At 38.6% G+C, this 24,271-nt stretch carries 26 protein-coding genes; 25 read left to right on the forward strand and 1 reads right to left on the reverse strand.

Annotated elements, in window-relative coordinates; translation table 11 throughout:
- Nucleotides 1-307 precede the first annotated feature (307 nt).
- The 23 genes from DXB77_RS00715 to DXB77_RS00825 all read left to right on the forward strand — a co-directional run bounded on the left by DXB77_RS00715 (nt 308) and on the right by DXB77_RS00825 (nt 18,687).
- Complete coding sequence (locus DXB77_RS00715; protein WP_118662449.1) at nt 308-1,294, forward strand: 2-hydroxyacid dehydrogenase; 987 nt, start codon at nt 308-310, stop codon at nt 1,292-1,294.
- 14 nt (nt 1,295-1,308) lie between these two features.
- Nucleotides 1,309-2,058, forward strand: a complete 750-nt coding sequence (gene truA, locus DXB77_RS00720) for a tRNA pseudouridine(38-40) synthase TruA (protein WP_021943194.1) — start codon at nt 1,309-1,311, stop codon at nt 2,056-2,058.
- Nucleotides 2,059-2,077: 19 nt separating this feature from the next.
- Entirely contained in the window at nt 2,078-2,779 is a 702-nt protein-coding gene (locus DXB77_RS00725; RefSeq protein ID WP_117808271.1) for an AzlC family ABC transporter permease, read from the forward strand.
- Between the two features lie 2 nt (nt 2,780-2,781).
- The gene (locus tag DXB77_RS00730; protein ID WP_118662450.1) at nt 2,782-3,090 is read left to right on the forward strand and encodes an AzlD domain-containing protein; all 309 of its coding nucleotides are present in this window, start codon (nt 2,782-2,784) and stop codon (nt 3,088-3,090) included.
- A 155-nt stretch (nt 3,091-3,245) separates the two neighbouring features.
- Nucleotides 3,246-3,605, forward strand: a complete 360-nt coding sequence (locus tag DXB77_RS00735) for a helix-turn-helix transcriptional regulator (RefSeq protein ID WP_182439413.1) — start codon at nt 3,246-3,248, stop codon at nt 3,603-3,605.
- A gap of 110 nt (nt 3,606-3,715) precedes the next feature.
- Complete coding sequence (locus tag DXB77_RS00740; protein ID WP_118662452.1) at nt 3,716-4,405, forward strand: response regulator transcription factor; 690 nt, start codon at nt 3,716-3,718, stop codon at nt 4,403-4,405.
- A complete protein-coding gene (locus tag DXB77_RS00745; RefSeq protein ID WP_118662453.1) occupies nt 4,381-5,646 on the forward strand; it encodes a HAMP domain-containing sensor histidine kinase in 1,266 nt (421 codons plus the stop codon). The genes DXB77_RS00740 and DXB77_RS00745 overlap by 25 nt, the downstream gene beginning before the upstream one ends.
- Nucleotides 5,647-5,823: 177 nt before the next feature.
- Nucleotides 5,824-6,498, forward strand: a complete 675-nt coding sequence (locus DXB77_RS00750) for an ABC transporter ATP-binding protein (protein ID WP_118662454.1) — start codon at nt 5,824-5,826, stop codon at nt 6,496-6,498.
- Complete coding sequence (locus tag DXB77_RS00755) at nt 6,495-8,939, forward strand: ABC transporter permease (RefSeq protein ID WP_118662455.1); 2,445 nt, start codon at nt 6,495-6,497, stop codon at nt 8,937-8,939. Before DXB77_RS00750 ends, DXB77_RS00755 begins: the two co-directional genes overlap by 4 nt.
- Before the next feature lie 43 nt (nt 8,940-8,982).
- Nucleotides 8,983-9,138 carry a DUF296 domain-containing protein gene (locus DXB77_RS13410; protein ID WP_347475302.1) on the forward strand — a complete coding sequence of 52 codons (156 nt, stop codon included), beginning with the start codon at nt 8,983-8,985 and terminating at the stop codon, nt 9,136-9,138.
- A gap of 229 nt (nt 9,139-9,367) precedes the next feature.
- Complete coding sequence (locus DXB77_RS00760; RefSeq protein WP_118662456.1) at nt 9,368-10,696, forward strand: AAA family ATPase; 1,329 nt, start codon at nt 9,368-9,370, stop codon at nt 10,694-10,696.
- Nucleotides 10,697-10,795: 99 nt separating this feature from the next.
- On the forward strand, nt 10,796-11,269 hold the full coding sequence (locus DXB77_RS00765; RefSeq protein ID WP_117785783.1) for a GNAT family N-acetyltransferase: 474 nt from the start codon (nt 10,796-10,798) through the stop codon (nt 11,267-11,269).
- Between the two features lie 144 nt (nt 11,270-11,413).
- Complete coding sequence (locus DXB77_RS00775; RefSeq protein WP_118662457.1) at nt 11,414-12,007, forward strand: DUF3267 domain-containing protein; 594 nt, start codon at nt 11,414-11,416, stop codon at nt 12,005-12,007.
- Between the two features lie 140 nt (nt 12,008-12,147).
- Nucleotides 12,148-12,573 carry an N-acetyltransferase gene (locus DXB77_RS00780; protein ID WP_118662458.1) on the forward strand — a complete coding sequence of 142 codons (426 nt, stop codon included), beginning with the start codon at nt 12,148-12,150 and terminating at the stop codon, nt 12,571-12,573.
- A 37-nt stretch (nt 12,574-12,610) separates the two neighbouring features.
- On the forward strand, nt 12,611-12,889 hold the full coding sequence (locus DXB77_RS00785; RefSeq protein ID WP_330584435.1) for a PPC domain-containing DNA-binding protein: 279 nt from the start codon (nt 12,611-12,613) through the stop codon (nt 12,887-12,889).
- Between the two features lie 62 nt (nt 12,890-12,951).
- Nucleotides 12,952-13,332, forward strand: coding sequence for a VOC family protein (locus tag DXB77_RS00790; protein ID WP_118483291.1), 381 nt, complete (start codon nt 12,952-12,954; stop codon nt 13,330-13,332).
- A 166-nt stretch (nt 13,333-13,498) separates the two neighbouring features.
- Complete coding sequence (locus DXB77_RS00795) at nt 13,499-14,101, forward strand: Type 1 glutamine amidotransferase-like domain-containing protein (protein WP_015534087.1); 603 nt, start codon at nt 13,499-13,501, stop codon at nt 14,099-14,101.
- Between the two features lie 60 nt (nt 14,102-14,161).
- Nucleotides 14,162-14,725 (forward strand): GNAT family N-acetyltransferase, encoded by a 564-nt coding sequence (locus DXB77_RS00800; RefSeq protein WP_015534086.1) that lies wholly within the window; start codon nt 14,162-14,164, stop codon nt 14,723-14,725.
- Nucleotides 14,726-14,855: 130 nt separating this feature from the next.
- Nucleotides 14,856-15,791 carry a hypothetical protein gene (locus DXB77_RS00805; protein WP_055145659.1) on the forward strand — a complete coding sequence of 312 codons (936 nt, stop codon included), beginning with the start codon at nt 14,856-14,858 and terminating at the stop codon, nt 15,789-15,791.
- Nucleotides 15,792-15,994: 203 nt separating this feature from the next.
- On the forward strand, nt 15,995-16,399 hold the full coding sequence (locus tag DXB77_RS00810) for a hypothetical protein (protein WP_015534085.1): 405 nt from the start codon (nt 15,995-15,997) through the stop codon (nt 16,397-16,399).
- 244 nt (nt 16,400-16,643) lie between these two features.
- A complete protein-coding gene (locus tag DXB77_RS00815; protein ID WP_004853536.1) occupies nt 16,644-16,937 on the forward strand; it encodes a hypothetical protein in 294 nt (97 codons plus the stop codon).
- Between the two features lie 43 nt (nt 16,938-16,980).
- The gene (locus DXB77_RS00820) at nt 16,981-17,604 is read left to right on the forward strand and encodes a class I SAM-dependent methyltransferase (protein WP_117551380.1); all 624 of its coding nucleotides are present in this window, start codon (nt 16,981-16,983) and stop codon (nt 17,602-17,604) included.
- A 33-nt stretch (nt 17,605-17,637) separates the two neighbouring features.
- Entirely contained in the window at nt 17,638-18,687 is a 1,050-nt protein-coding gene (locus DXB77_RS00825) for a S66 peptidase family protein (protein ID WP_117822223.1), read from the forward strand.
- 803 nt (nt 18,688-19,490) lie between these two features.
- Here the strand turns inward: DXB77_RS00825 and DXB77_RS00830 are convergent.
- Entirely contained in the window at nt 19,491-19,925 is a 435-nt protein-coding gene (locus DXB77_RS00830; RefSeq protein WP_118615380.1) for an Rrf2 family transcriptional regulator, read from the reverse strand.
- 462 nt (nt 19,926-20,387) lie between these two features.
- On the opposite strand from DXB77_RS00830, the gene DXB77_RS00835 reads away from it, so the two are divergent.
- Complete coding sequence (locus DXB77_RS00835; RefSeq protein ID WP_118662459.1) at nt 20,388-22,469, forward strand: Ig-like domain-containing protein; 2,082 nt, start codon at nt 20,388-20,390, stop codon at nt 22,467-22,469.
- Between the two features lie 489 nt (nt 22,470-22,958).
- The gene (locus tag DXB77_RS00840; RefSeq protein ID WP_117822220.1) at nt 22,959-24,269 is read left to right on the forward strand and encodes an O-acetylhomoserine aminocarboxypropyltransferase/cysteine synthase family protein; all 1,311 of its coding nucleotides are present in this window, start codon (nt 22,959-22,961) and stop codon (nt 24,267-24,269) included.
- The last annotated feature ends 2 nt before the right edge of the window (nt 24,270-24,271 follow it).

Here is a 24,271-nt window from a genome sequence, read left to right on the forward strand (position 1 = left end):
AATGATCAGAAGGATTGAAAGAATCAGAAGACAATTCCTGTGAGAAAAGAGATTGTTTTGTATCGGTAAAAGATACAGGATGATCTCTTTTTATCTGTAAAGAGTGTTGGGTGATGAGAAACGATTTGTAATAGATAATTTTATTTGTGTAAATGCATGGATGTTGTGATAAAATAGCAATGAAATGTAAATAATAGTTGCAGAAATATAGAATTATACAGGCATACCGGAAAATAAGCGAAAATATGGCAGTATACGATGCTTTTACAGATGTCTGGCAGCAGGATATGATAGGAGGATATGGAATATGAAGATTTTATTTTATGATACGAAGAAATATGACAGAGATTCATTTGAAAAGATATTACCGGAATATTCAGATCTGGAGGTAGAGTTTTTAGAAGCAGACCTTTCGCCGAGAACAGCAGCTCTTGCAAAAGGATATGATGCGATCTGTGCATTTGTAAGTTCCGATGTCAGTGAAAAAGTAGTTGAGTGTCTGGCTGAAAATGGTGTAAAATTAGTGTTAATGCGCTGTGCCGGATTCAATAATGTAGATCTGGATGCAGCAAACCGTTGTGGTATCACGGTGCTCCGTGTTCCGGGTTATTCACCGGAGGCGGTTGCAGAGCATGCGATGGCACTGGCACTTGCGGTTACCAGAAGAATCCATAAGAGCTATATCAAGGTTCGTGAGAATAATTTCAGTCTGGTAGGTCTTACAGGTATGAACTTCTATGGCAAGACCGCGGGTATCATCGGAACCGGTAAGATCGGAGCGGCTATGTGCCGGATCTGTCATGGATTTGGCATGAAGGTTCTGGCATATGATATGTATCGGAATCCATCCCTGGATTTTGTAGAGTATGTGGATCTGGATACGCTGTTATCGACCAGTGATCTGATCTCCCTTCACTGTCCGCTGACAGATGATTCGTACCATATGATCTGCACAGAGACGATCAATAAGATGAAGGATAATGTGATCCTTGTAAATACATCGAGAGGCGCCCTGATCAAGACGGAGGATCTGATCACGGGAAATCGAAATAAGAAATTCTTCGGTATCGGTCTGGATGTGTATGAGGAAGAAACAAATAATGTATTTGAGAATCGTGAGGATGATATTCTGGAATCCTCGATCACGGCAAGACTGCTGTCATTCCCGAATGTCATCGTAACCTCCCATCAGGGCTTCCTGACGGAAGAAGCACTGGAAGCAATCAGCCGTACCACACTGGACAATGCGAGAGATTATGAGAATGGCACGATCAAGGATATAAACGCCGTGTAGAAAAGGAAACGATTATGCAGAATTACAGATTTCTGATCGCCTATGATGGAACGAGATATCATGGGTGGGAACATAAAAAAGACGTTGTGACCATACAGGGAAAGATCGAATCAGTGCTTTCCCTGATGGCAGGCGAAGAAGTACGGATCAACGGAGCGGGAAGAACCGATGCAGGTGTGCATGCAAGGGCAATGGTTGCAAGCGGTCCGGTTCCGACAGATAAGACACCGGAGGAGATCCGGGATTATATGAATCATTATCTGCCGGATGATATCTGCATTTTGGAGGTTACTCCGGCAGCAGAACGCTTTCATGCAAGATTTAATGCAAAGGGCAAGCATTACCGTTACACGATCTATCGTGGCAGGCTGAAGCCGGTATTTGACCGGAAATACGTCTGGACTCTGGATGAGGGTGAGACGATCGACTGTGAACGGATGCGAAAGGCAGCAGCTTATCTGGTCGGTGAACATGATTTCAAGAGCTTCTGTGGCAATAAGCAGATGAAGAAATCGACGGTTCGGAAGTTATTTGCGATCGATATTAAGGAAGATGGCGATTATGTGATTCTTGATTTCCACGGAGCCGGATTCTTACAGAATATGGTTCGTATCCTGACCGGTACTCTGGTAGAGGTCGGGGCAGGCAGAATGGAACCGGCATACATGGAAGAGGTGCTTACAGGCCGGTGCAGACAGCTCGCAGGGCCGACCGCACCACCACAGGGCTTGTGCCTGATGCAGGTTGATTATGAAAAAAAGTAATATGGAGTAAGTAGTACAAATGAATGAATTTAGAAACGGGCTGAAGGATGGAATTCCGATCGCCCTGGGGTATTTTGCAGTTAGTTTTAGTTTTGGTATTCTTGCGATCAAAGGCGGACTCAGTGTCTTTCAGGCAGTTCTTACCAGCGTTACAAATGTTACAAGTGCCGGTCAGTTTGCCGGACTTCAGATCATCATTGCCGGGGGAACGATCCTTGAGGTGATCCTCACTCAGCTTATCATCAATCTGAGATATGGTCTGATGAGTCTTTCACTTACGCAGAAGTTAGCTGACGATGTAGGCATCTGGAAGCGTCTGATCATCGCATTTGCAAATACAGATGAGATCTTTGCAGTTGCAATGGGATATTTCAAAGAAGTGACCTTTCCGTATATGTTAGGACTTCAGATCCTTCCGATCCTTGGCTGGGGCGGTGGTACATTTGCCGGAGCAGTAGCCAGCGGGCTGCTTCCAAAGTCTGTGTGCAGCGCACTCAGTCTTGCACTTTATGGCATGTTCGTGGCGATCGTTGTTCCGGTTGCCAAAAAGTCAAAATCTGTGTTATTTGTGGTATGCGTGGCAGCTTTGTTCAGTATCCTTTTATATTATGTTCCGATATTCCACTTTATCTCGACCGGAATATCGATCGTTATATGTACAGTAGCGGCAGCAGCAATCGGTGCGATCGTTGCGCCGGTTAAGAAAAAAGGAGAAGAATAGAGATGAGTGTATATACATATATTATCGCAATGGCGGTTGTCACATATCTGATCCGTGCAGTGCCATTGGTGTTATTCAGAAAAAAGATAGAGAATCGGTTTTTAAGTTCGTTTTTATACTATGTGCCATATGCCTGCCTAACGGCACTTACCCTTCCGGCGATTTTCTACAGTACGGAAAGTGTTATCAGTGCGATCACAGGATTTGTCGTAGCGGTTATCCTTGGTATTCGTGAAAAAGGGCTGGTAGTCGTAGCTGCCGCCGCCTGTGTGACGGTGTTTGTAGTGGAGAGAATATTGGCGTTTTTATAGGGGTTGTGAATCCGAAAAGTAAGGACAAAGAACTTGCTATATCGCCGACCTGGAATGTAAAAGACTTTTGACACGCTAAAAACTTTGATGTCAATGTCCTTTGATAGCGAAAATATGACTTTTTGATTAGTATGAGTATACTAGGAGGTGAAGAGATGGAACTCGGAAAACAAATAAAAAAACATCGTCAGGAAGTACAATTATCCCAAGAGGAGTTAGCCGATCGAGTTTATGTTTCAAGACAAACAATCTCAAATTGGGAAAATGATAAAAGCTATCCAGATGTGAATAGTTTGGTATTACTGAGTGAAATCTTTCAAATTTCTCTTGATAATCTAATCAAAGGAGATATTGAAGTTATGAAAGATGTAATTCAAAAAGAAGAAATTGTTGCATTTTCTGAGGGGAAACTATTGGATGATATACAAAAGCAGAGAGGAACAGGTAAACGCCCATATCAGAAGATTTTTTTAAGAAGATTATTATATCAAAGTCGAATGCAAAACCATGGATAGATGAAGATGGTATTGTGCATATTGGCTTGTATGATTTTTTGTTAAATCAGAATTCCTTGGAGACATAACAAAATAATACTTGATAGTTAATAAAGAGAGGTGCATATGCTATGCCAGGTATACTCGTAGTTGAAGATGATGAAAATTTAAATCGTGGAATTACATTCTCACTGAAAAAATCCGGATATGAGGTTTTTTCAGCAGAATCAGTGAAAAAAGCGAAAAGAATTGCAAGTGATAATAATGTGGATGTTACCATTTGTGATGTGAATCTTCCGGATGGGAATGGACTGGAATTTGTAAGGTGGATGAGGTGCAATTATAATACATACATTATTTGCCTTACAGCACTAGATCAGGAGATGGATCAGGTTATGGGATATGAAGCAGGGGCAGATGATTATATTACAAAGCCGTTTAGTCTTTCGGTACTTCTTTTGAAAATAGAAGCACATTTCCGCCGCAGACAGGAGAAAACGGAAGCCGGAAAGATGATTTCGGGAGATATCGTATTTATCGCAGGAGAAATGAAAGTCCTGATAAAGAGTCGTGAAATCAGTCTGACAAAAACGGAGTTGAAAATGCTGACTTTTTTTCTTCAGAATCCGAAACAGATTCTTTCAAAAACACAAATATTGGAAAATGTGTTTGATCTGGAAGGGGATTTTGTGGATGAAAATACAATCGCTGTCAATATCAGAAGACTCCGTGAGAAAATCGAAGACAATCCGGCTGCACCGGTCTATATAAAGAATATCAGAGGTCTTGGGTATATATGGAATCAGGGGGTAAGGCAGTGACAAAGAGATATCGCAAGAAGATTACAGTAGTGCTCTCCTTGGTATTACCTGTCATATTATTGTTTGCAATATTAAATTGCTTTACCACGTATGTGTTTTATGAAGATTATAAATATAAAATGAATCTTATGACAGAGATTGCTGCAAAGGAAGAATTTTCCGGGCTGGATGCTGTTTCGGAATTGCTTAAAGATAAGGATATTGAAACTAACGAACAGGGAAGGCGATTATTGGAGCAATATGGATACTGGGGGAATAAAGGGAATGCATTTTATTCGCAATTCCGGCATCAGGTTATGGTGACCGGTGCTGTAAGCACTGTGATATGCGTGCTTCTTTTGACTTTTTTACTTTATTGGAAGAAAAAAGAAGATGCGTGTCATCAGAAAATTTTAGACCAGTTGGAAGAAATTCTGATCAGATTTCGTGAAAATAAATTTGATGATTTACTGAAAACGGAAAATCATGCAGAACTGGAAAAATTGAATGACCAGCTTGAAGCAATCGGACATCATATTCAGTTGATAAAGGAAGAAGCAAGGGCAGAAAAGGAGAACACGAAAGAAATGGTTTCTGATATTTCTCACCAGTTAAAGACACCGGTTGCAGCGTTGGATACATGTTTTAGTGTGCTGATGCAGAATGACTTAAGTGCCACAGAACAGGAGGAGTTTCGTATCCGTTGTCGGAGTGCTCTGGATGGACTGGAGACATTATTGCAGTCGCTTCTTGAAATATCCAAGATGGAAACTGGACTGATTCAGATTAATAAGAAAAAACTTCCGCTTATGGATACTGTCATATCTGCTGTGAACCGCACTTATCCTAAAGCGGATGAGAAAGAAATTGAATTCGTTTTTGACTATGAAAAAGAGCTGGAAACATGCACGATTATGCAGGATAAAAGGTGGCTTGGTGAAGCTGTGATCAACGTTCTGGATAATGCGGTCAAGTACAGTCCGTGTGGTTCAAAAATATTTATCCGGTTACAAAAAAGAAACTATCTTGTAAGAATGGAAATTGAGGATCAGGGAATTGGTATTCCGCAGAATGAGTATCACAAAATTTTTCAACGATTTTACAGAGGAAGTTCCAAGGAGGTCATGGAAAAGAGTGGTACAGGAATCGGACTTTTTCTATCGAGAGAAATTATCGAAAAACACGCAGGTACGATTACGGTAACCTCCAGCAAAAAGAAAAAAGGAAGCACGTTTGTGATTCAATTACCATATATTGGTTAAATTTTAAGTGAGCAGAACCCTTACAATTCTGTAAGAGTTCTGCTCGTTTTTTGAAAGTGAAATGAAAGATTGTCCTGATACAATTTGGATGTAGGTTGAAAAATGACCAAATATATAAACAGGCAAAGAAAGCGTGCTGAAAAGGTACGATTTACAGAATTGAAAAGGAGGCAACACATGAGTGTGATATTAGAAACCAAGCAGCTTTGTAAATTTTATGGCGCGGGTGAGAATCAGGTCAAAGCGGTCAATCAGGTGGACATTCAGATTGAGCAGGGAGAATTTGTCGCAATTGTCGGAAAGTCAGGTTCCGGTAAAAGTACATTACTTCATATGCTTGGAGGGCTTGATACCCCGACAAAAGGCAGTGTTACTTTAGCAGGGAAAGATTTATACAGGATGAAGGAAGATGCCCTTGCTGTTTTCCGCAGAAGAAAAATCGGATTTGTTTTTCAGGCATTTAATCTGGTTTCATCTATTAATGTCTGGGAAAATATTGTACTGCCACTGGGGCTGGATGGAAGAAAAGTGGATGAAACGTATGTAAATGATATTATTGCAACTCTGGGAATTGAAAAGAGGATTTACAATCTGCCAAATCAGTTATCCGGAGGACAGCAGCAGAGAGTAGCGATTGCAAGAGCACTGGTGAATCGTCCGGAAATTATATTTGCGGATGAGCCGACAGGCAATCTTGATTCTAAGACCAGTGATGAGGTGATTGCCCTGCTTAAGATGACAGCAAAAAAATATGGACAGACAATTGTAATGATTACCCATGATGACGAAATTGCACAGGTCGCTGACCGTATTCTGGTGATTGAGGACGGACAGGTGGTGGATTTCAGATGAAGACAATAAGCAGGATTGCATATAGCAATGACAAAAAGAACAAGACAAGAAGTATACTGATTATGATGTCCATATGTCTGACTACGATGCTGCTTGTGATTATCAGTACTGTGGGAAATGGAATGATCCGTTTACAGAAAAGTCAGGCGGCAGGCTCATATGGAAGCAATTATGGTTTGTTTGTCGCAGCAGATGCCTCGCAGTTAAAGGACGTACGCCGCCGTGCAGAAATAGATGCAATAGGAATTATGTGTACAGAAGGCATAATTAAAGGCAACGAAAACGGTGGTTTTGTCTGCATGGATGAGACTGCAAGAAAAATGCTTCCCTATAATAAGGAATATGAGTTAAAGGAAGGAAAGTATCCGGGGGGAACGCAGGAAATTGCCGCAGGAAGAGCATTTTTTAGTGAAATGGGATATGATGATGTAAAGGTCGGAGATACGGTTACACTGGATTACCGTGCAGGGATGCGGTCAGAATATAAGCCGGAAGAATTTGTTGTCAGCGGAATCCTATATGACCGGGATGAGTATACCATCGAGGCATCTTATGTTGCTTTCGGGTCACAGGAGTTTTACGATGAGCATGTCGCAGAGACTGACAGACAGTATAATATTTATTTTTCTTTAAATGATTCTGCAAATGTATCTATGAATAATATTGAACCGGTTATAAAACAGATTGCAGCATCTTGTGGGATCGAAGAAAAAAACGTTATAATCAATGATCTCTATTTGCAATGGGTCTTGCAGCCGAGTTATGAAACGATTGCGGTATGTGGAATGCTGATTCTTGCAATTGTACTTTTCTCTGTTGTGGTCATTTATAATATTTTTCAGGTCGGTATTGCCAACAAGATACAGGAGTATGGAAAAATCAAGGCTCTGGGAGCGACAAAAAAGCAGATGAAACAACTGATCTTCAGAGAGGGGATTTTTTTGACAATTTTTTCAATACCGGTTGGATTTCTTTTTGGATTTCTGATTGCAAAATACGGTTTTAACTGGCTGGTAGAACAGGGAAACCTTGTATCAACCGGAACTGGTTCTATGGGTGTTCAAAACCAGCAGGTGCCACTGTTTTCCCTGCCTGTTATGCTTCTATGTATTTTCGTATCATTTCTTACCGTTGCTTTGGCACTGCGTAAACCAATGAAAATTGTTTCACGGATTTCACCTATCGAAGCAACACGGTATTTAGAAAATGCAGAAACACACAAAAAAGGAAAACGAAATGGCAGAAAAAATGTTACCGTGTTTTCTATGGCAATGGCAAATGTAACGGGTAATCCCAAAAGAACTATTGGTACTATCCTCACAATGGGTTTTTCTTGCGTATTGTTTGTGATTATCTCTAATTATGTGGGAAATATTGACACGGAGCATGAAGCACGTCTTTCCGTTAATCATGGACAATTTGAACTGCAGCTTGACTATTCTGCTGAGTATGATGAAAGATATCCGGAGAATAATCTGGATACGATTCTGACGGATGATCCATTGAATGATTCGCTGATTGAAGAAATCAAAAGCATTCCGGGAGTAACAGATGTCATGACGAGAGAGATTGTCTCTGTAAATCTGAACGGAACAAGATTTCCGGCTACTATTGTGAGTAAAAAGGATTTTGATTTTATGCGCCAAGAAGGGGATATTGGCTCTATGGACTATGATCAGGCGGTAAAGAATGGTGATATTTTCTTTGGTTGGTTGGCGTGGATGGAACAAGATGGATATGCTCCGGGTGAATCCATTGCATTTGACTTTGAGAATGGAAGTGGAACCTATACCTATCAGGGAAAGATTGCAGGATCTTTTGTAAGTGCGGACACTTATCTTGTCATTCCGGAAGGTGTATATCGTTCCATGAATCCGAGAGGAACAGCCTATGGCTATCTGTGGGTGGACTGTGATAAAAAAGATGTGGCATCTGTAGAACAAAGTCTGAATACTTTGATTTCTAATACTTCGCATATAAAAATGGATACTTATCATGCGCAGTTACAATCTGCCGAATTTGCAAGCAGCATGATGAAGCTTGGCTGTTATCTGTTTATGGCTATTGTAGGACTCATCGGGTTTATGAATATGGCGAATACCATGATCATGAATATTACGACAAAAAAGCAGGAATATGGTATATTACAGGCTGTGGGCATGACAAATAAACAATTAAATTTATGCCTGCAGTTACAGGGACTGATTTTTACAGTTGGCACTATATGCGTAGCTTTGATCATTGGCCTGCCGCTCGGCTATGCACTTTTTTCCTATGCAAAACATATGGGAATATTTGGAATAAATATCTATCATGTTCCAATCGTACCAATTTTTATTATGATTTTTTTGGTCGGTCTGTTGCAGCTTGTACTTTCCTGCGTTTTAAGCAGTAATCTGAAAAAGGAAACGCTGGTAGAAAGAATAAGGTATCAGGGATAGCAAGTAACTAAGCTGTCACTCGGGCAATGAGTGACAGCTTGGCTTGCGAGTATACGTCAAAAGATTCTATGGAGAATATTCTGCACATTTTCATATGAGTGTCGGAAATGAGAAAGGTGAAGTGTTTGGAGAGCATCTGAACAGAGCTGTCGTGAGCGCAACCTGTGGGATGGTAGTTCTGAAAAAAGCGATTCAATAATGTTCTACAAGAACGATATGTATAAGATTTCTTAAATTTTTGGTTGATTGTGCAGTTGATCAGATAGGAAAATATAAATCTGCAACTCAAAATGTTTTGAAGAAAAGCACATGGTTTTGAGTATAAATTTTGAAGGAAAACACATAATACTGGATGCAAATATTGAAGAAAAGTACATTTGTGATATAATGGGTGGAAGAGATTCAGTGGAGCATATTTGGAGGTAGATATGTATTTTAAAAGAAAAGCATATGACAAACTATTAGAATGGAAAAATTTATATTCAGATAAATACGCTGTGCTGTTAGAGGGGGCTAGACGAGTTGGAAAATCAACGATAGCGGAGAATTTTGCAAAGAATGAGTATAAATCTTATATATTGATTGATTTTTCAAAAACAACAGGTAATATATTGGAATGTTTTGATGATATAGGAAATTTAAATATCTTTTTTCTTAGGTTACAGGCAGAAACAGGAATAACATTATATGAGCATGAGTCTCTTATTATTTTTGATGAAGTTCAACTATTTCCTAAAGCAAGACAGGCAATCAAGCATCTTGTGTTTGATGGCAGATACAGTTATTTGGAAACAGGATCTTTGATCTCGATAAAGAAAAATGTAAAGGACATCCTGATTCCTTCCGAGGAAATGAAGCTGGAAGTATATCCCATGGATTACGAAGAATTCTGTGATGCCACGGGCAATAATTATGGGTTATTGCAGCAGATTTATGATAGCGGAACAGCTATCGGACAGGCAACCAATCGTAAATTAATGCGGGATCTGAGAATATATATGGCAGTGGGAGGAATGCCACAGGCAGTAGAAGCCTATGTTAATGGAAAAAACTTTTCAGAAATAGATATGGTAAAAAGGCAGATCATATCTTTGTATGAGGAAGATTTTAAGAAAATCGATGCCTCCGGCAGAATATCGGCATTATATCATGCGATTCCGGCACAGTTGTCAAAGGATGTAAGAAAATATCGTATTACTACAGCAATCGGAAAAAGAAATAATACCAAGGCGGAAGAATTATTATATGATTTGATAGATTCGAAAACGGTTCTGCCATGCTATAATTCTACCAATCCAAGGGTCAGCCTGACGGACACGAAAGATTTTGACAGTTACAAGTTATATCTTTCAGATACGGGGTTATTTGTTACGTTGTTGTTTATTGACCGTCCGGTAACGGAAAATGATGTATACGCCAAGCTGCTTTCTGATAAATTACCTGCCAATCTGTGTTATTTATATGAGAATCTTGTAGCACAGATGATTGCTGCATCTGGAAGAGAATTGTTTTATCATACATGGGAAAAGAATGGAAGTACGCATTATTATGAAGTGGATTTTTTAATTTCAGAAGGAAGCAAGGTAAATGCATTTGAGATTAAGTCTTCCGGAACAGGAAAACACGAATCAATAAAGGAATTTTCTAAAAAATATTCCCCAAATGTGAATAAGATATATTTAATATCACAAAAAGATGTAGGAAGAGAAGAAAATTTATTGTTGAAGCCATTTTATTTTATCCCGTTTCTAATATGATTTAATCATGTTAAACGTTGATAAATCAGGATTTGACGGAGGTATCATTATGTGTGGAATGACAACTGATTTATAAGGAAAAATAAATCGGAGGTTTATATGAATTATTTGATAAGAGAATTAAAACAAGATGAAAATAAGGTATTAGATACTTTTTTGTATGAGGCGATTTTTATTCCCGAAGGAGTTTCTGCACCGCTCCAAGATATTATTAACCAACCAGATTTGCAGGTATATGTAAAAGACTTTGGTAAGAATAAGGGAGACTTATGTTTGGTTGCTCAAGTTAGGGATAAAATTGTTGGCGCCGTGTGGGTTCGGATTATGAATGATTATGGTCATATAGATAATGAAACACCGTCTTTTGCAATTTCACTTCTTAAAGAGTATAGAAACTATGGTATCGGAACAGAATTAATGAAACAGATGCTAACAAAACTAAAACTAGAAGGATATAAACAAGCATCATTATCAGTTCAAAAGATGAATTATGCTGTCCGTATGTATAGGAAGATAGGATTTGAAATTGTTGATGAAAATGATGAAGAATATATTATGATTTGTAAATTATAGACACTTGCTAGTTCAAGTTTATGAGGATAAAACATGAAACTTATAGAATACAAAACGACTGACTGTGAGTAGTTGGCGCAATTGTTTTATAATACGGCACATAGTGTAAATGCAAAGGATTATACAGAAGAATAGGAAGTTGATATGATAAAAATTGTGTGGTCAATAAATGATATAAATAAATATCAAACAGGAAGCTTGCCGGAAGGCGCAGTAAAGATAGAAACACCGCAGAGTGTTGGTGAACTGATGAAAAAAGCGGTGCCGATTTCTGCAATTCTATGTGTTTTCCTTTTTATTGCTATGCTTGGTAAAACGATAATATGTAAGACCGTTGTAATCTCACCAATATTTATTCCGGTTGGATTTGCTTTCGGTTTTTTATTGTTAATAATGCATGAGTGGTTACATGGAATTGTTTATCCTAAGGAAGCAGATGTAACAATAGGAAGAATAAAGGGGAAGACAACATTTGTCGCATTAGCATCGTATCCATTGAAGCGAAATCGGTTTATATTGATGTGCCTGTTGCCATTTGTTCTTGGATTAGTTCCATTTATATTATTTGTAATTAGTCCTGCTGAATTTAGAGTATTTAATGGATTGAATTTTGGCATGGCGTGTATGGGTATGGTTTCGCCATTTCCGGATGTGTTTAATGTTCTTACCGTTCTAAGAAATTCTGAAAAAAACGATTCAATAATGTTCTACAAGAACGATATGTATAAGATTTTTTAAATTTCTGGTTGATTGTACAGTTGATCAGATAGGAAAATATAAATCTGCAACTCAAAATATTTTGGGGAAATAGTATGGAAAAAATTTATTAGGATGATGAAGATTAATTAGCAATTTCAAGTTTATGGAGAGTCACTGTTATGATTAGAGAATTTCAAAGGGATGATATAAATAAAGTTGCAGATATATGGTTGGATACAAATATAAAGGCACATAATTTTATCCCCACCGAATACTGGAAAGGCAATTTCAAATCAGTAAAAGAAGCACTGTCACAAGCAGAGATTTATGTGTATGAGTATGATACAGAAATACAGGGCTTTATAGGGTTAAATGATGAATATGTTGAGGGCATTTTTGTTTCTGGTGAAATGCAATCGCAGGGTATAGGTAAAATTCTGCTGAATTATGCAAAGGATAAAAGAAATAAGTTGTTCTTGAACGTATACCAAAAGAACGCACGGGCAATATCCTTTTATAAGAGAGAAGGATTTGAGATTCAGCATAGTGGCTTAGATGAGGCTACCGGAGAAAAAGATTATGTAATGACATGGCAACACAAATAGAAATTCCAGAAGGGAGAAACAAAACAATGATTTTACAATCGGAGTATATAAGACAGATGAGAAGAAATATTACTCAAACAGTTTTAAAGGGTATTATGAAATTACATCACTGACAGGTACGATCAATACAATGGATGGAGAATATTATGCGCATCTTCATATGAGTGTCGGAAATGAGAAAGGTGAAGTGTTTGGAGGGCATCTGAACAGAGCTGTCGTGAGTGCAACCTGTGAGATGGTAATTACGGTCATTGATGGAAAAGTTGACAGAGTTTATGATGAAGAAACAGGGCTTAATGTATTTAAGTTTGATTAGATGCGTTCTTATGATATTATATTTCATGTATTCAAACAAAGTAGGAAAGAGGTAAATACACCATGAATTTGAAAAAAGTTCATCATATTGCCATTATTGGGAGCAACTATGAGCAATCAAAGCACTTTTATGTGGATCTATTAGGTTTTTCTATTGTTCGAGAAAATTACAGACCAGAACGTGATGATTACAAAATTGATCTTCAACTCGATGAGATGGAATTAGAACTTTTTATCATTAAAAATTGTCCGAAGCGCCCCAGTTATCCAGAGGCTTACGGTCTCCGGCATCTTGCCTTTGCTGTAGACTCGGTCGATAATACCGTAAGAGAATTGAATAAAAGGGGCATCATAACTGAGCCGATTAGACTTGATATTTACACAGGTAAAAGAATGACATTCTTTTATGACCCTGACAATCTACCATTGGAAATTCACGAATAAAGTATTGCAGTTAAAAGATGTGCCCTGTTTTGGACTGTGATTTTATAACTTCAAGTTTGCAGAACTGACCCAAAAGAGCTCGAAGGAGCTCTTTTTGCTTTTTTATAATAGTATCATTATGGTATAATAGAGACATTAAAATCGGGATTTATAAAGGAGAATATTGATGAAACTATTTTTATGTTCGCACTTTTCAAGTGTAGGAAGTCTGATAAAGGAAGAAATTGAAAATAAGAAAGTCGCATTTATTCCAACAGCTTCGTTGCGTGAAGGCTACACCGGTTATGTCGGCTCGGCTCGAAAATTATTCAAAAAGTTGGGAGCAATCGTAACTGAAATTGATATTTCAACGGAGGCTTATTCAACGATACAGTCTGTTTTTGAAGATGCAGATGTGATATATTTTACCGGCGGAAATTCTTTCTTTCTTATGGACCAACTCCGTAAAACAAGAACTGATGGGTTGCTAAAAAAGGAATTGGCAAATGGAAAATTGATGATCGGCGAGTCGGCAGGCGCAATTATATGCGCTCCAAGCATCCAATATATCGAGCAAATGGATGAAAAGCCGGAGGACTACTCACAAGAAGATGATGCAGGGCTTGATTTGATTGATTTCTATGTTCTTCCGCATTATCTTACAGCACCATTTAAGAAAGTTACCGAGAAAATAATGACTGAGTTTTCGGATTTGAATCTATGCCCTATTAACAACCATCAGGGAATTGTAATTGATGGTGAAGGTTCAAAGGTTATTTGCAAAGACTAATTTGAAAAATCCTTTTTGGAAACTGGAAAATCGGAATTTTCTTGATGGTGGAGGATGCGTATGGAACATAAGGGCACAATTAGAATAGAAACAGATAGATTAGTTCTTAAACGACATGTATTAGATGATGCAGAAATCATGTTTAAAAACTGGGTAACAGAAAAAGATGTAACAAAGTTTTTAAGTTGGCAACCGCATAAAAATGTCGACGAGACAAAGCAATTACTAATTGATTGGATAGAATCGTATGATAAGCAGGATTTCTATTTTTGGACAATTGAGTTAAAAGATTCGCATGAACTGGTTGGAGATATATCAGTAGTAAGTCTCGATGAGGCAACAGAAAGTGTGGAGCTCGGGTATGGTATTGGAAGCAGATGGTGGGGAAAAGGTATAACTGCAGAAGCAGGAAGGGCATTGGTAAAATTCTTTTTTGAAGAAGTAAAAGTCAAACGTGTATATGCAAAGCATGCTGCAGGTAATCCAAACTCAGGAAGTGTAATGCAGAAAATGGGAATGAAAAAAGAAGGAATAATTAGGCAGTCGGGAACCTGTAATCAAGGTATTGTGGATGAAGTTTATTATTCCATACTTAGAAATGAGTATTTTAGTAATGATAATTGATGAAAAAATCTAATTTAGCGACACACTCGAAAATTTCAGTTTGTAGGGAACAAATCAGACAATTTTATAATAAAACAGCGTTAGAGCATTTATGTGTGAGAGAAAAATCAAGTGTAGGAGAATACATGACATGAAATATACGAATAAGCATATAAAAGAAGAATACAAATTCAATCAAATGTGGCGGACGATCGGAATGATTCTCTTATTGATAGGAATATTTTTGGTGGCATTTGGATTGATTCAGACAAAGAGAAAGATGGATTGTGTTCGACCATTTGAACAGGTATTACAGGAAGAAGCCAATCCTGCGAATCAGACAGCATATATTGATATTATCCAGGTACCGGAGAAACTGGCAGAAAATAAATATGAAGGATATTACCTTGTAACAACGGCAGAGGAAAGCTATATTGTAGGGATGCAACCGGAACAGTTTGCAGATTTGAAGCAGAGAGTTGAAGAGAATGGTACGGCAAGAGTGGAAGGCATGACGAAAGTTGTGACTGACGAGAACGTAAAAAAAATAATAAGTGAGTATATCAATTACAAATTTATTTATATATGTATGACGAAGCTTACCTATGGAAAAATACTCAAGGAAGGATATTTTGTGAATCTGGATATCGGAGGCATCTTAATATTGATTGGAATTTCGATGGTATTAACCCAGGTGCGTGCGATTAAAAAATACAGACATCCATTGGCAGAGCAGATTGACGAAGAATGTAATCAGCCGGAAGCTCTCTGGTTTAATGATTTTAGGATATATTTGACAAAGAACTTTCTTGTATCTGTATATGGTGGAAAGCTGACTGCACTGGATCTGGCAAAGGTACGATTGACAAGACTGTTTGAAACAGTGAAGGGAAGCATGAACGTTATCACTTTGGAGGTAACGACAACAGAACAGGAGAAAATAACTGTCAGCGAGAATGAATGGTCATTTTTTACAATGAATGAAGAAGAGATTACTTATCTGACAGATGTATTCGGTAAAAGAAATATTGAATTTGTTTGTGAGATTCAACCAGATGAAGAAATCGATGAAGACGAAGAGTTTTGAAACGGAAATATTCAAAGGATGGAATTGGGATATTGCATACAATATAATAAAAAAGGTACAGATTTGAGTGAAGAAGATGTGGCTTTACATTTAAATGGGATGATTATAAAGAATTTAAGAAACTTTTAGATAAAGAATATAAAGATTATTTAAGTGTATAACCAGTATTATGAGCAAATTATATGAAGGGACAGATTTGATATATGGGTTTATTTAATAAAATGAAAAATTTTTTTTCGGGCTTTAAGTATAAGCTGGACAGAGAGATTTTAAGGGAATATCTCCAGCATACAATTGATTTTGCTGTCGAGAATAAGTTGCCATTTTGTGATGAATTTTATATTGCCGACAGTCTTGATGCAAAGGATAGATTACATGTCACTATCCTAAATTATGATGTACCGGGAGATGCTGTTTATGAGATTGAGAAGAGTTTTGAGGGAATAGTTATTTTTGCAAATCATGAGAAATGTTATGATCCGGAAAATGATCATAAGTATATTGATGCGGAAGATTTTATAAGCCAAGAGCTTTGCACGTTGCCAGAAGAGTTTTTTGTAGCCATGGATATCGCACCGACTATGCTTGAACAGTATATGATAAAATGAGCATTAGAAGACCGATGGTGTGGAGATTGTTTTGTTCACATAAAATGGAAAAGGTAGGATGGATTGTCGTGATTGTTATCGTGACTATCTTATATTAATTGGAGTAAAAAAGAAATTGAGGGGATATAAGTATCATACGGAAAAATAACTATATTATTTTGAAGAAAAGTACATAGTTTATCCCATTTCTAATATGATTTAATTATGTTACACGTTGATAAATCGGAATTTGGAGGGGAATAACATGAATAGATTTGGTGTAAAGCTAATTCTTTCAATCGTTTCTTTTTTGGCAGTCAATATCTGGCTTATAGGTAAGGGTGTAGCAAAGGGCGCTGCTGACTTTTTCATATCTGCAACGGTTGAGGAAACAATACTATTTATCATTTTACAGCTATTAGTTGTACTGATATATTTTATATATCCTCTTACGGTAAAAAAATATAAAATCATTTACTGGTCTGTATCTGAAGCCTTAGTCATTATTACAGTTCTCTTTTGGGGAATATTTATTGTCGGTCCGATTTGGTTAAAATAAGCAAATTTGAAGTTGTATTATTGAATAAAATGGAGATTTTGATATGAAAGACAAGGCAAACAAGGGTTATTGGCAACGACTTGCAAAAATATATGCACCTTTGATGGAGTCAGATAAGAAGTTTTATAATGCAATCTGCGGATATATTAGAGATTATCTCAAATCTGATATGAATGTATTAGAATTAGCTTGTGGAACAGGGCAGCTATCTTTCCCATTGTCCGATTGTACTAATAGCTGGACGGCAACCGATTTTTCGGAAAATATGATTAAGCAAGCGAAAAAGAGAGGTACAACAGAAAAACTTAGTTTTTGCGTAGCCGATGCAACGGCACTTTCATATGAGAATGAAAATTTTGATTGTGTAGTAATTTCAAATGCACTGCACATTATGCCAGAGCCTGAAAAAGCAATGCAGGAAATTCGTAGAGTATTAAAAAAAGATGGTATTTTGTACGCACCAACCTTCTTATGGGCAGAGAAAAAATCAAGTGGTTTACGAAAGCGATTGATGTCTATTACAGGATTTAAAGCATACAAAGAATGGAACAAGGAAAATTTTTGTGAGTTTATTACGAATTATGGCTTTACAGTCGTCAAAGTGAATTTGGTGGATGGCGGTTTAGCTCCTGTTGGAGTTTTGATTGCGAAAAAAACTAATTATTAAATTCCAGTTTATGAGGATAAAAGGAGGAGAAAAATGAGATATCCGAAATTTTTAGAAAAAGGTGGAACGATTGGTTTTGTTGCGCCATCTTTTGGTTGTAATATAGAACCATATCGGACAGCATTTGGTCATGCACTTGATACATTCCATGCTAAGGGCTATCAGACGGAGCTTGGTCCGAATTGTTATGAAGGCTGTGGTATCGGTATCAGTAACACGCCGGAGAAATGCGGTCAGGAGATTAATGAAATGTACACATCAAAGAAAAATGATGTTCTGATATCCTGCGGCGGTGGAGAGCTGATGTGTGAGACTCTTGATCATATTGATTTTGAACGCTTAAAGAAAGCAGATCCGAAATGGTTTGTGGGATATTCGGATAATACGAATCTAACCTATCTGCTGACAACGATCTGTGATACAGCTTCTGTTTATGGCCCATGTGCGGCAGCGTTTGGCATGGAGCCGTGGCATGCATCGATAGAAGATACATTTGCGCTGCTTTGTGGTGAGAAGAAAAGCCTGCAGGGATATCGTGGATATGAGAAGGAATCCCTGAAGGATGAAGAACATCCGCTTGCACCGTATAATATCACTGAACAGAAGGAACTTCACCTGTATGAAACAGATGCGACGCATGGATCGACTGCTGTCGATGAAGTATTCATGGCAGGCAGACTGATCGGCGGATGTATGGATTGTCTGGTGAATCTGCTTGGAACGAAATTTGATAAAACAACAGATTTTCTGGAACACTATAAAGAGGATGGCTTCATCTGGTTCTTAGAAGCCTGTGATCTGAATGTGATGGCGATCCGCCGTGCTATGTGGCAGATGGAGCATGCGGGATGGTTCCGATATGTGAAGGGATTCCTGATCGGACGCCCGCTGGTGCATGGACAGGAGATGATGGGGCTTGACCAGTATCATGCGGTACTGGATATTATCGCCCACCACAATGTGCCGGTTATCATGGATGCCGATCTTGGACATATCGCACCGATGCTGCCATTGATCTCCGGCAGCTATGCAAGCATTACCGCCTCCGGAAACAACCTTGTGGTTGACATGAAACTGAAGTAGAATGCCCCCTTTGGGATAACGTTGTGTTGAGATTATCTGTTTGAATGTATTTTAGTCGATTGTCAGTCTGTACTGGACTGGCTCAGAATCAATAATAGAAAAACTCGTATAGCATTCTATTCCATGCATATGCCTGATTCGCTCATGCTTATGTGCAAACTCGCCTTACGGGCTCAGACATGCACTCGCATTCGCTGGCAATATGCATGTCATAACGAATTCTATACGAATGTTTTTGTCTATTATCGATCTGATCCAGACCAATGAAGACTGACAACCAGCTATACTGTTCCAAACAGATAATCTCAATTCAGTTTAGTACTCCAAGGGGGATTTTTTAAGTTTGTTTCATTCTAGTGATAAGGCTGATCACGCGTTTATTGGTTTAGATGATAGGCAACAGTAATCCCATTCGGGGAAGTATTTTTATTGATAAGAATATCTTTTAAGCGCACGACAGCCCATCGTTTAAAAATCAATAGTGCAGTCGACTGAGTTTCCTATGATTTTGTGCCATGTCGTCGCCGCAGATGATTTTATTGCGGCAGAGACATGTGCATATAACCATATTGTCTCTTATGATATTACAAAACGGCTGAATTGGTTATACTCTGGCACTAACAAAACAATAGCATAGATTTCGTTATATAATGCATATTGCCAGCGAATGCGGGTGCATGTCTGAGCCCGTAGGGCGAGTTTGCACAGGGGCATGAGCGGATAAGGCATATGCATTAAATAGAAATCTATGCTAGTTTTTTATGTGTCAGAGTATAAGCAATTCAGCCGCTTGGAGTATCAGGCTAAATGCAGTATTCGTCGCCGGCTTCAGGTCGGCTGTTGCAGAGATCCGCGATGGTGGTTGTGTCAACAACACTGCAGATCGCACTGTAAAGCCGCTTCCACAGATTGTAAGTGGAGCAGATGGATTCACGCTCACATTCAGGCGCATCCTCTTCGACACAGGCAACAGGGGCAAGCGTTCCTTCTGTCAGACGAAGAACTGCACCGACTGTAATGTCTTCCGGTGCTTTTCGTAACAGGTAGCCACCCTGTGGACCACGGACGCTTCGGACAAGTCCGCCGGAATTTAATATAGAAATGATCTGTTCCAGATATTTATCAGAGATATCCTCGTTTTTTGCTACATCCTTTATGCTGACCGGCTTACCATTAGAGTTGGCTGCTATATAGATCATAAGCCGTAATGCATATCTTCCTTTTGTTGATATTTTCAATGTAATACACCTCCAAATTACACTATCATAATTCATACTAATTTTCTATGAATTGATTATACACCAGTTTAAAAGAAAAAGCTACAGAAATATTTCTATTTTCCTATTGATAAAGTAGGAATATAAAAGTAAGAATTAAAAATTGAGTTTTCATCAATAATTTGGTATATTGATTTTGTAAAAGGTGGTATATGGGGAATTGGTACTGACTGTTTCTATAAGAAATAGGATAGGATATAGTCAGACCAAACGACAATATAACGGGGGTATGGCAATCAGACAATTTATTATCAAAGAGCACGTTTTTCAATGGGGTATTAGGAAAATCGTTCAGGATACAGGCAATAGAATACTGCCGTCATCTCGATATTGACGTTTCACATCCAACCGGTCAAGGTCTTCGACCGGATTCAATCCATTAAGAAAAAATTTCTAAGTCTTCTGTTAGTGTTGTGCTTTGTTATGGCATTTGGTTCAATAACAGCACTGGCAGCAGAGGGACAAACAACAGACATATGGGATGGTACAGCAGATACAAGCTGGTACACGGGTCATGAGACAGAGAGTGAGTACCATATAACGACGGCAGAACAGCTTGCCGGACTTGCGCAGCTTATTAACACAGGTACTATAACCTTTGAGGGAAAGACTGTTTATTTGGATAATGATCTTGATCTGGATAAACGTGAATGGATATCTATTGGCAAAGGTAAAGGTGGAAGTCAGGCAGCATATAGTTTTTGTGGTATATTTGACGGACAGGGACATGTAATTTCTAATTTGTATTCCCGTGATTCGCTGATGCCAAAAACGAATGTGGGGGATGATGAGGAAAATTGTTATAGACAGGGCTTATTTGGAAATGTCTATGATGGGGAGGTCAAGAATCTTGGTATTGAAAATGCTGATATTATAGTTGATCTCAATGATGCATCTACATATGGGAAAGGTATATTAGTAGACTGGCTTTGTAATTCCAAAATTACAAATTGCTGGACATCCGGTTCTATTTCGGGTGGTGCATATCTGGAGCATTATGTTGGCGGACTTGCAGGATGTACCTTGAGAAATAGTACTCTTACAGGATGTTATTCGACTGCAACTATTACAGGAAATTATAAGGGAACTTGTTATAAAGAAGAAGATGTAATGACGTATTTTGACTGTCTGGGTGGTATTGCAGGAGGAATGCTAGACGGAAGCCTTACAGTCGAAGATTGTTGGTTTTCTGGAAAAATCAATGTTAATTCTGTACAGGCAACAGTTGGTGGAATGGTTGGATATTCAGACAATGCAAGTGTTACTAATTGTATGGTAACTTCTGCAGACCTTGCTGCAGATGAAGGTGGCAATACCTGTTGGCTTGTCTATAGTGGACTTAGTCTTGGTACGGCAGAAAACAATTACTGGCCGGCAGATGACCGGTATCAGGCAACGCTTCTTAAAGAGCAGGATGGAACCGCTGTGTCAGATTTCACATCTGCGGATGTGCTTTCCGGACTTCAGGCAAAGCAGGGAGCAGGCATTGAATGGGTAGCAGGAATCGATCATCCTACATTTGCATGGGATGACAGAAATATTCCGGCAGATTATACAGCAGTTGATGCGGCTATTGCAAAAGCGGACAAGATAGATGGAACACTGTATTCTAATTATGAAGATGTAAAGGCTGCCATTAATGCTGTTGACCGTAAAAAGAGCAAGTATGAGCAGAAGATAGTAGATGCAATGGCAAAATCTATTGAGGATGCTGTTGCAGGTCTGAAAGAGAAAGACAACAATAAAGATAATAATACCCCGGTTACCCCACAGATAAAGACATATACAGTAACATTTAAAGCAGCAGGTGGAAGTGCAGTTAAGGCTCAACAGGTAGAAGAAGGTAAGTTGGTAGGTAAGCCGAAAAAACCAACGAGAAAGGGCTATAAGTTTGCAGGTTGGTATGCAGGAAAGACTGCATATAAGTTTGATACTCCGGTTAAAGCCAATCTGACATTAACTGCAAAGTGGACAAAGATCAAGGTGAAGAAGATCAAGATCACAGGAATGTCCAAGCAGATTGCAGCAGGTAAGAAGATTAAGCTGAAAGTAACCGTAACTCCAAAGACTGCAGCAAATCGTACAGTAAAATGGAAGAGCAGCAATAAGAAATATGCAACTGTAAATTCCAAGGGTGTTGTAACTGTAAAGAAAGCAGGAATAGGCAAGAAGGTAACGATAACAGCGATTGCAAAGGATGGAAGCGGAAAGAAAGCAACCTACCGTATAAAGATCATGAAGAAAGCTGTTAAGAAAATTACCTTAAAAGCATCAAAAACAAAAGTAACTGCCGGTAAAAAGGTAACAATAAAAGCAACTGTCACTCCTGGAAAGGAAGTAAACAAAAAGCTGACATATAAGAGCAGTAACAAGAAGTATGCAACTGTAAATTCCAAGGGTGTTGTTACTACCAGGAAAGCAGGAAAAGGGAAGACTGTAAAGATCATAGCAACTGCAACAGATGGAAGCGGTAAGAAAGCAACTATTAAGATCAAAATTAAATAATGCTTAAAGCAGTTGTATGTAACAAATAAATATAAACCGATAAGTTAAAATAAAGGATGCTGAACCACGGGATAAAGCCTGTGGTTTGGCATCTTTTTCTATTTTCTGAAAAATATTTCTATTATCCTATTGACAAAGTAGGAATAGAGGTGTAATATACATGCATAAGCTAAATCATAGTTTGTTGATAGGAATAAGCGGGAACGAGGTAAAAGGTATGTTGAACAAGTATTATCAACCACAATATTTGAATGAAGACAATCGAATGTGTACTACCAGACAAACGCTATCAGCGGGCGGAATTTACAGATGTTGTCGCTAGAGTAAGCCCGGATAAGAATATCCATGAATGACGAAATGATAAGCTCCGGCATAGGGAGCAAATAACGAATACAGAATAAAATGACAGATAATAAAACGGCAGTACATAATGATAGAAGAAACGGATACGTACATCAGCCGGGAGAAAAGAACAGGAGATTAAAAATTATGGCAAAGAAATCATACAGCGAAAGAAATTTAAAATTTGAAACATTACAGTTACACGTAGGACAGGAAACACCGGATCCTGTAACAGATGCAAGAGCAGTTCCGATCTATCTTACATCATCATATGTATTCCATAACAGCCAGCATGCGGCAGACAGATTTGGCCTCAGAGATGCAGGTAACATTTACGGAAGACTTACAAATCCTACAGAAGACATTTTCGAAAAGAGAATCGCAGCATTAGAGGGTGGCGTAGCAGCACTTGCAGTTGGTTCGGGAGCAGCAGCTCTGACATATGCACTTCAGGCAGTTGCACATAAGGGTGACCACATCGTAGCAGCAAAGAACATCTACGGTGGAACATATAACCTTCTTGCACATACACTTCCGGATTTTGGAATCGAGACAACATTCGTTGATCCATTTGACTATGATGCAATCGAAGCTGCTATTCAGGACAATACAACCGGTATCGAGATCGAGACACTCGGAAATCCTAACTCAGAGGTTGTAGATATCGAGAGAATCGCAAATATCGCACATGCACATAACATTCCATTGATCGTAGATAATACATTTGCAACACCATATCTCGTTCGCCCGATCGAGTACGGCGCAGATATCGTTGTACATTCAGCTACCAAGTTTATCGGCGGACACGGAACAACGATTGGTGGTGTCATCATCGACAGTGGTAACTTCGACTGGACATCCAGTGACAAATACCCATGGTTAACAGAGCCGAACGTATCTTACCATGGAGTAAGCTTTGCAAAGGATACAGCACCTGCTGCATTTGTTACTTACATCAGAGCAATCCTGTTAAGAGATATGGGAGCAACTATCTCACCGGTACATTCATTCATCTTCCTTCAGGGACTTGAGACATTATCCTTACGTGTAGAACGTCATGTTGAAAATGCACTTAAGGTTGTACAGTATCTGAAAGATCAGCCACTGGTTGAGAAGGTAAATCATCCATCCATCTCAGAGGATCCTGAACAGCAGGCATTATATAAGAAATATTTCCCAAATGGCGGTGGATCAATCTTCACATTTGAGATTAAGGGCGGAGCAAAAGAAGCACAGGCATTTATTGATCAGCTTGAGTTATTCTCACTCCTTGCAAATGTTGCAGATGTAAAATCCCTTGCTATCCATCCGGCATCAACCACTCATTCAGAGTGCAACGAGGCTGAGTTATTAGATCAGGGTATCAAGCCGAATACAATTCGTCTGTCCATCGGAACAGAGAACATCGACGATATTATCGAAGATCTGGATGAAGCATTTAAGGCAATCGCAGAATAATC

Origin of the sequence: Clostridium sp. OM05-9, assembly GCF_003481465.1 — a bacterium.
Classification (GTDB): Bacteria; Bacillota; Clostridia; order Lachnospirales; family Lachnospiraceae; genus Coprococcus; species Coprococcus ammoniilyticus.

Excerpts from the sequence above, each read along its gene's own strand:
- DXB77_RS00715 (WP_118662449.1), top strand. The coding sequence starts at position 308 with ATGAAGATTTTATTTTATGATACGAAGAAATATGACAGAGATTCATTT.
- truA (WP_021943194.1), top strand. The coding sequence starts at position 1,309 with ATGCAGAATTACAGATTTCTGATCGCCTATGATGGAACGAGATATCAT.
- DXB77_RS00725 (WP_117808271.1), top strand. The coding sequence starts at position 2,078 with ATGAATGAATTTAGAAACGGGCTGAAGGATGGAATTCCGATCGCCCTG.
- DXB77_RS00730 (WP_118662450.1), top strand. The coding sequence starts at position 2,782 with ATGAGTGTATATACATATATTATCGCAATGGCGGTTGTCACATATCTG.
- DXB77_RS00735 (WP_182439413.1), top strand. The coding sequence starts at position 3,246 with ATGGAACTCGGAAAACAAATAAAAAAACATCGTCAGGAAGTACAATTA.
- DXB77_RS00740 (WP_118662452.1), top strand. The coding sequence starts at position 3,716 with ATGCCAGGTATACTCGTAGTTGAAGATGATGAAAATTTAAATCGTGGA.
- DXB77_RS00745 (WP_118662453.1), top strand. The coding sequence starts at position 4,381 with ATGGAATCAGGGGGTAAGGCAGTGACAAAGAGATATCGCAAGAAGATT.
- DXB77_RS00750 (WP_118662454.1), top strand. The coding sequence starts at position 5,824 with ATGAGTGTGATATTAGAAACCAAGCAGCTTTGTAAATTTTATGGCGCG.
- DXB77_RS00755 (WP_118662455.1), top strand. The coding sequence starts at position 6,495 with ATGAAGACAATAAGCAGGATTGCATATAGCAATGACAAAAAGAACAAG.
- DXB77_RS00760 (WP_118662456.1), top strand. The coding sequence starts at position 9,368 with ATGTATTTTAAAAGAAAAGCATATGACAAACTATTAGAATGGAAAAAT.
- DXB77_RS00765 (WP_117785783.1), top strand. The coding sequence starts at position 10,796 with ATGAATTATTTGATAAGAGAATTAAAACAAGATGAAAATAAGGTATTA.
- DXB77_RS00775 (WP_118662457.1), top strand. The coding sequence starts at position 11,414 with ATGATAAAAATTGTGTGGTCAATAAATGATATAAATAAATATCAAACA.
- DXB77_RS00780 (WP_118662458.1), top strand. The coding sequence starts at position 12,148 with ATGATTAGAGAATTTCAAAGGGATGATATAAATAAAGTTGCAGATATA.
- DXB77_RS00790 (WP_118483291.1), top strand. The coding sequence starts at position 12,952 with ATGAATTTGAAAAAAGTTCATCATATTGCCATTATTGGGAGCAACTAT.
- DXB77_RS00795 (WP_015534087.1), top strand. The coding sequence starts at position 13,499 with ATGAAACTATTTTTATGTTCGCACTTTTCAAGTGTAGGAAGTCTGATA.
- DXB77_RS00800 (WP_015534086.1), top strand. The coding sequence starts at position 14,162 with ATGGAACATAAGGGCACAATTAGAATAGAAACAGATAGATTAGTTCTT.
- DXB77_RS00805 (WP_055145659.1), top strand. The coding sequence starts at position 14,856 with ATGAAATATACGAATAAGCATATAAAAGAAGAATACAAATTCAATCAA.
- DXB77_RS00810 (WP_015534085.1), top strand. The coding sequence starts at position 15,995 with ATGGGTTTATTTAATAAAATGAAAAATTTTTTTTCGGGCTTTAAGTAT.
- DXB77_RS00815 (WP_004853536.1), top strand. The coding sequence starts at position 16,644 with ATGAATAGATTTGGTGTAAAGCTAATTCTTTCAATCGTTTCTTTTTTG.
- DXB77_RS00820 (WP_117551380.1), top strand. The coding sequence starts at position 16,981 with ATGAAAGACAAGGCAAACAAGGGTTATTGGCAACGACTTGCAAAAATA.
- DXB77_RS00825 (WP_117822223.1), top strand. The coding sequence starts at position 17,638 with ATGAGATATCCGAAATTTTTAGAAAAAGGTGGAACGATTGGTTTTGTT.
- DXB77_RS00835 (WP_118662459.1), top strand. The coding sequence starts at position 20,388 with ATGGCATTTGGTTCAATAACAGCACTGGCAGCAGAGGGACAAACAACA.
- DXB77_RS00840 (WP_117822220.1), top strand. The coding sequence starts at position 22,959 with ATGGCAAAGAAATCATACAGCGAAAGAAATTTAAAATTTGAAACATTA.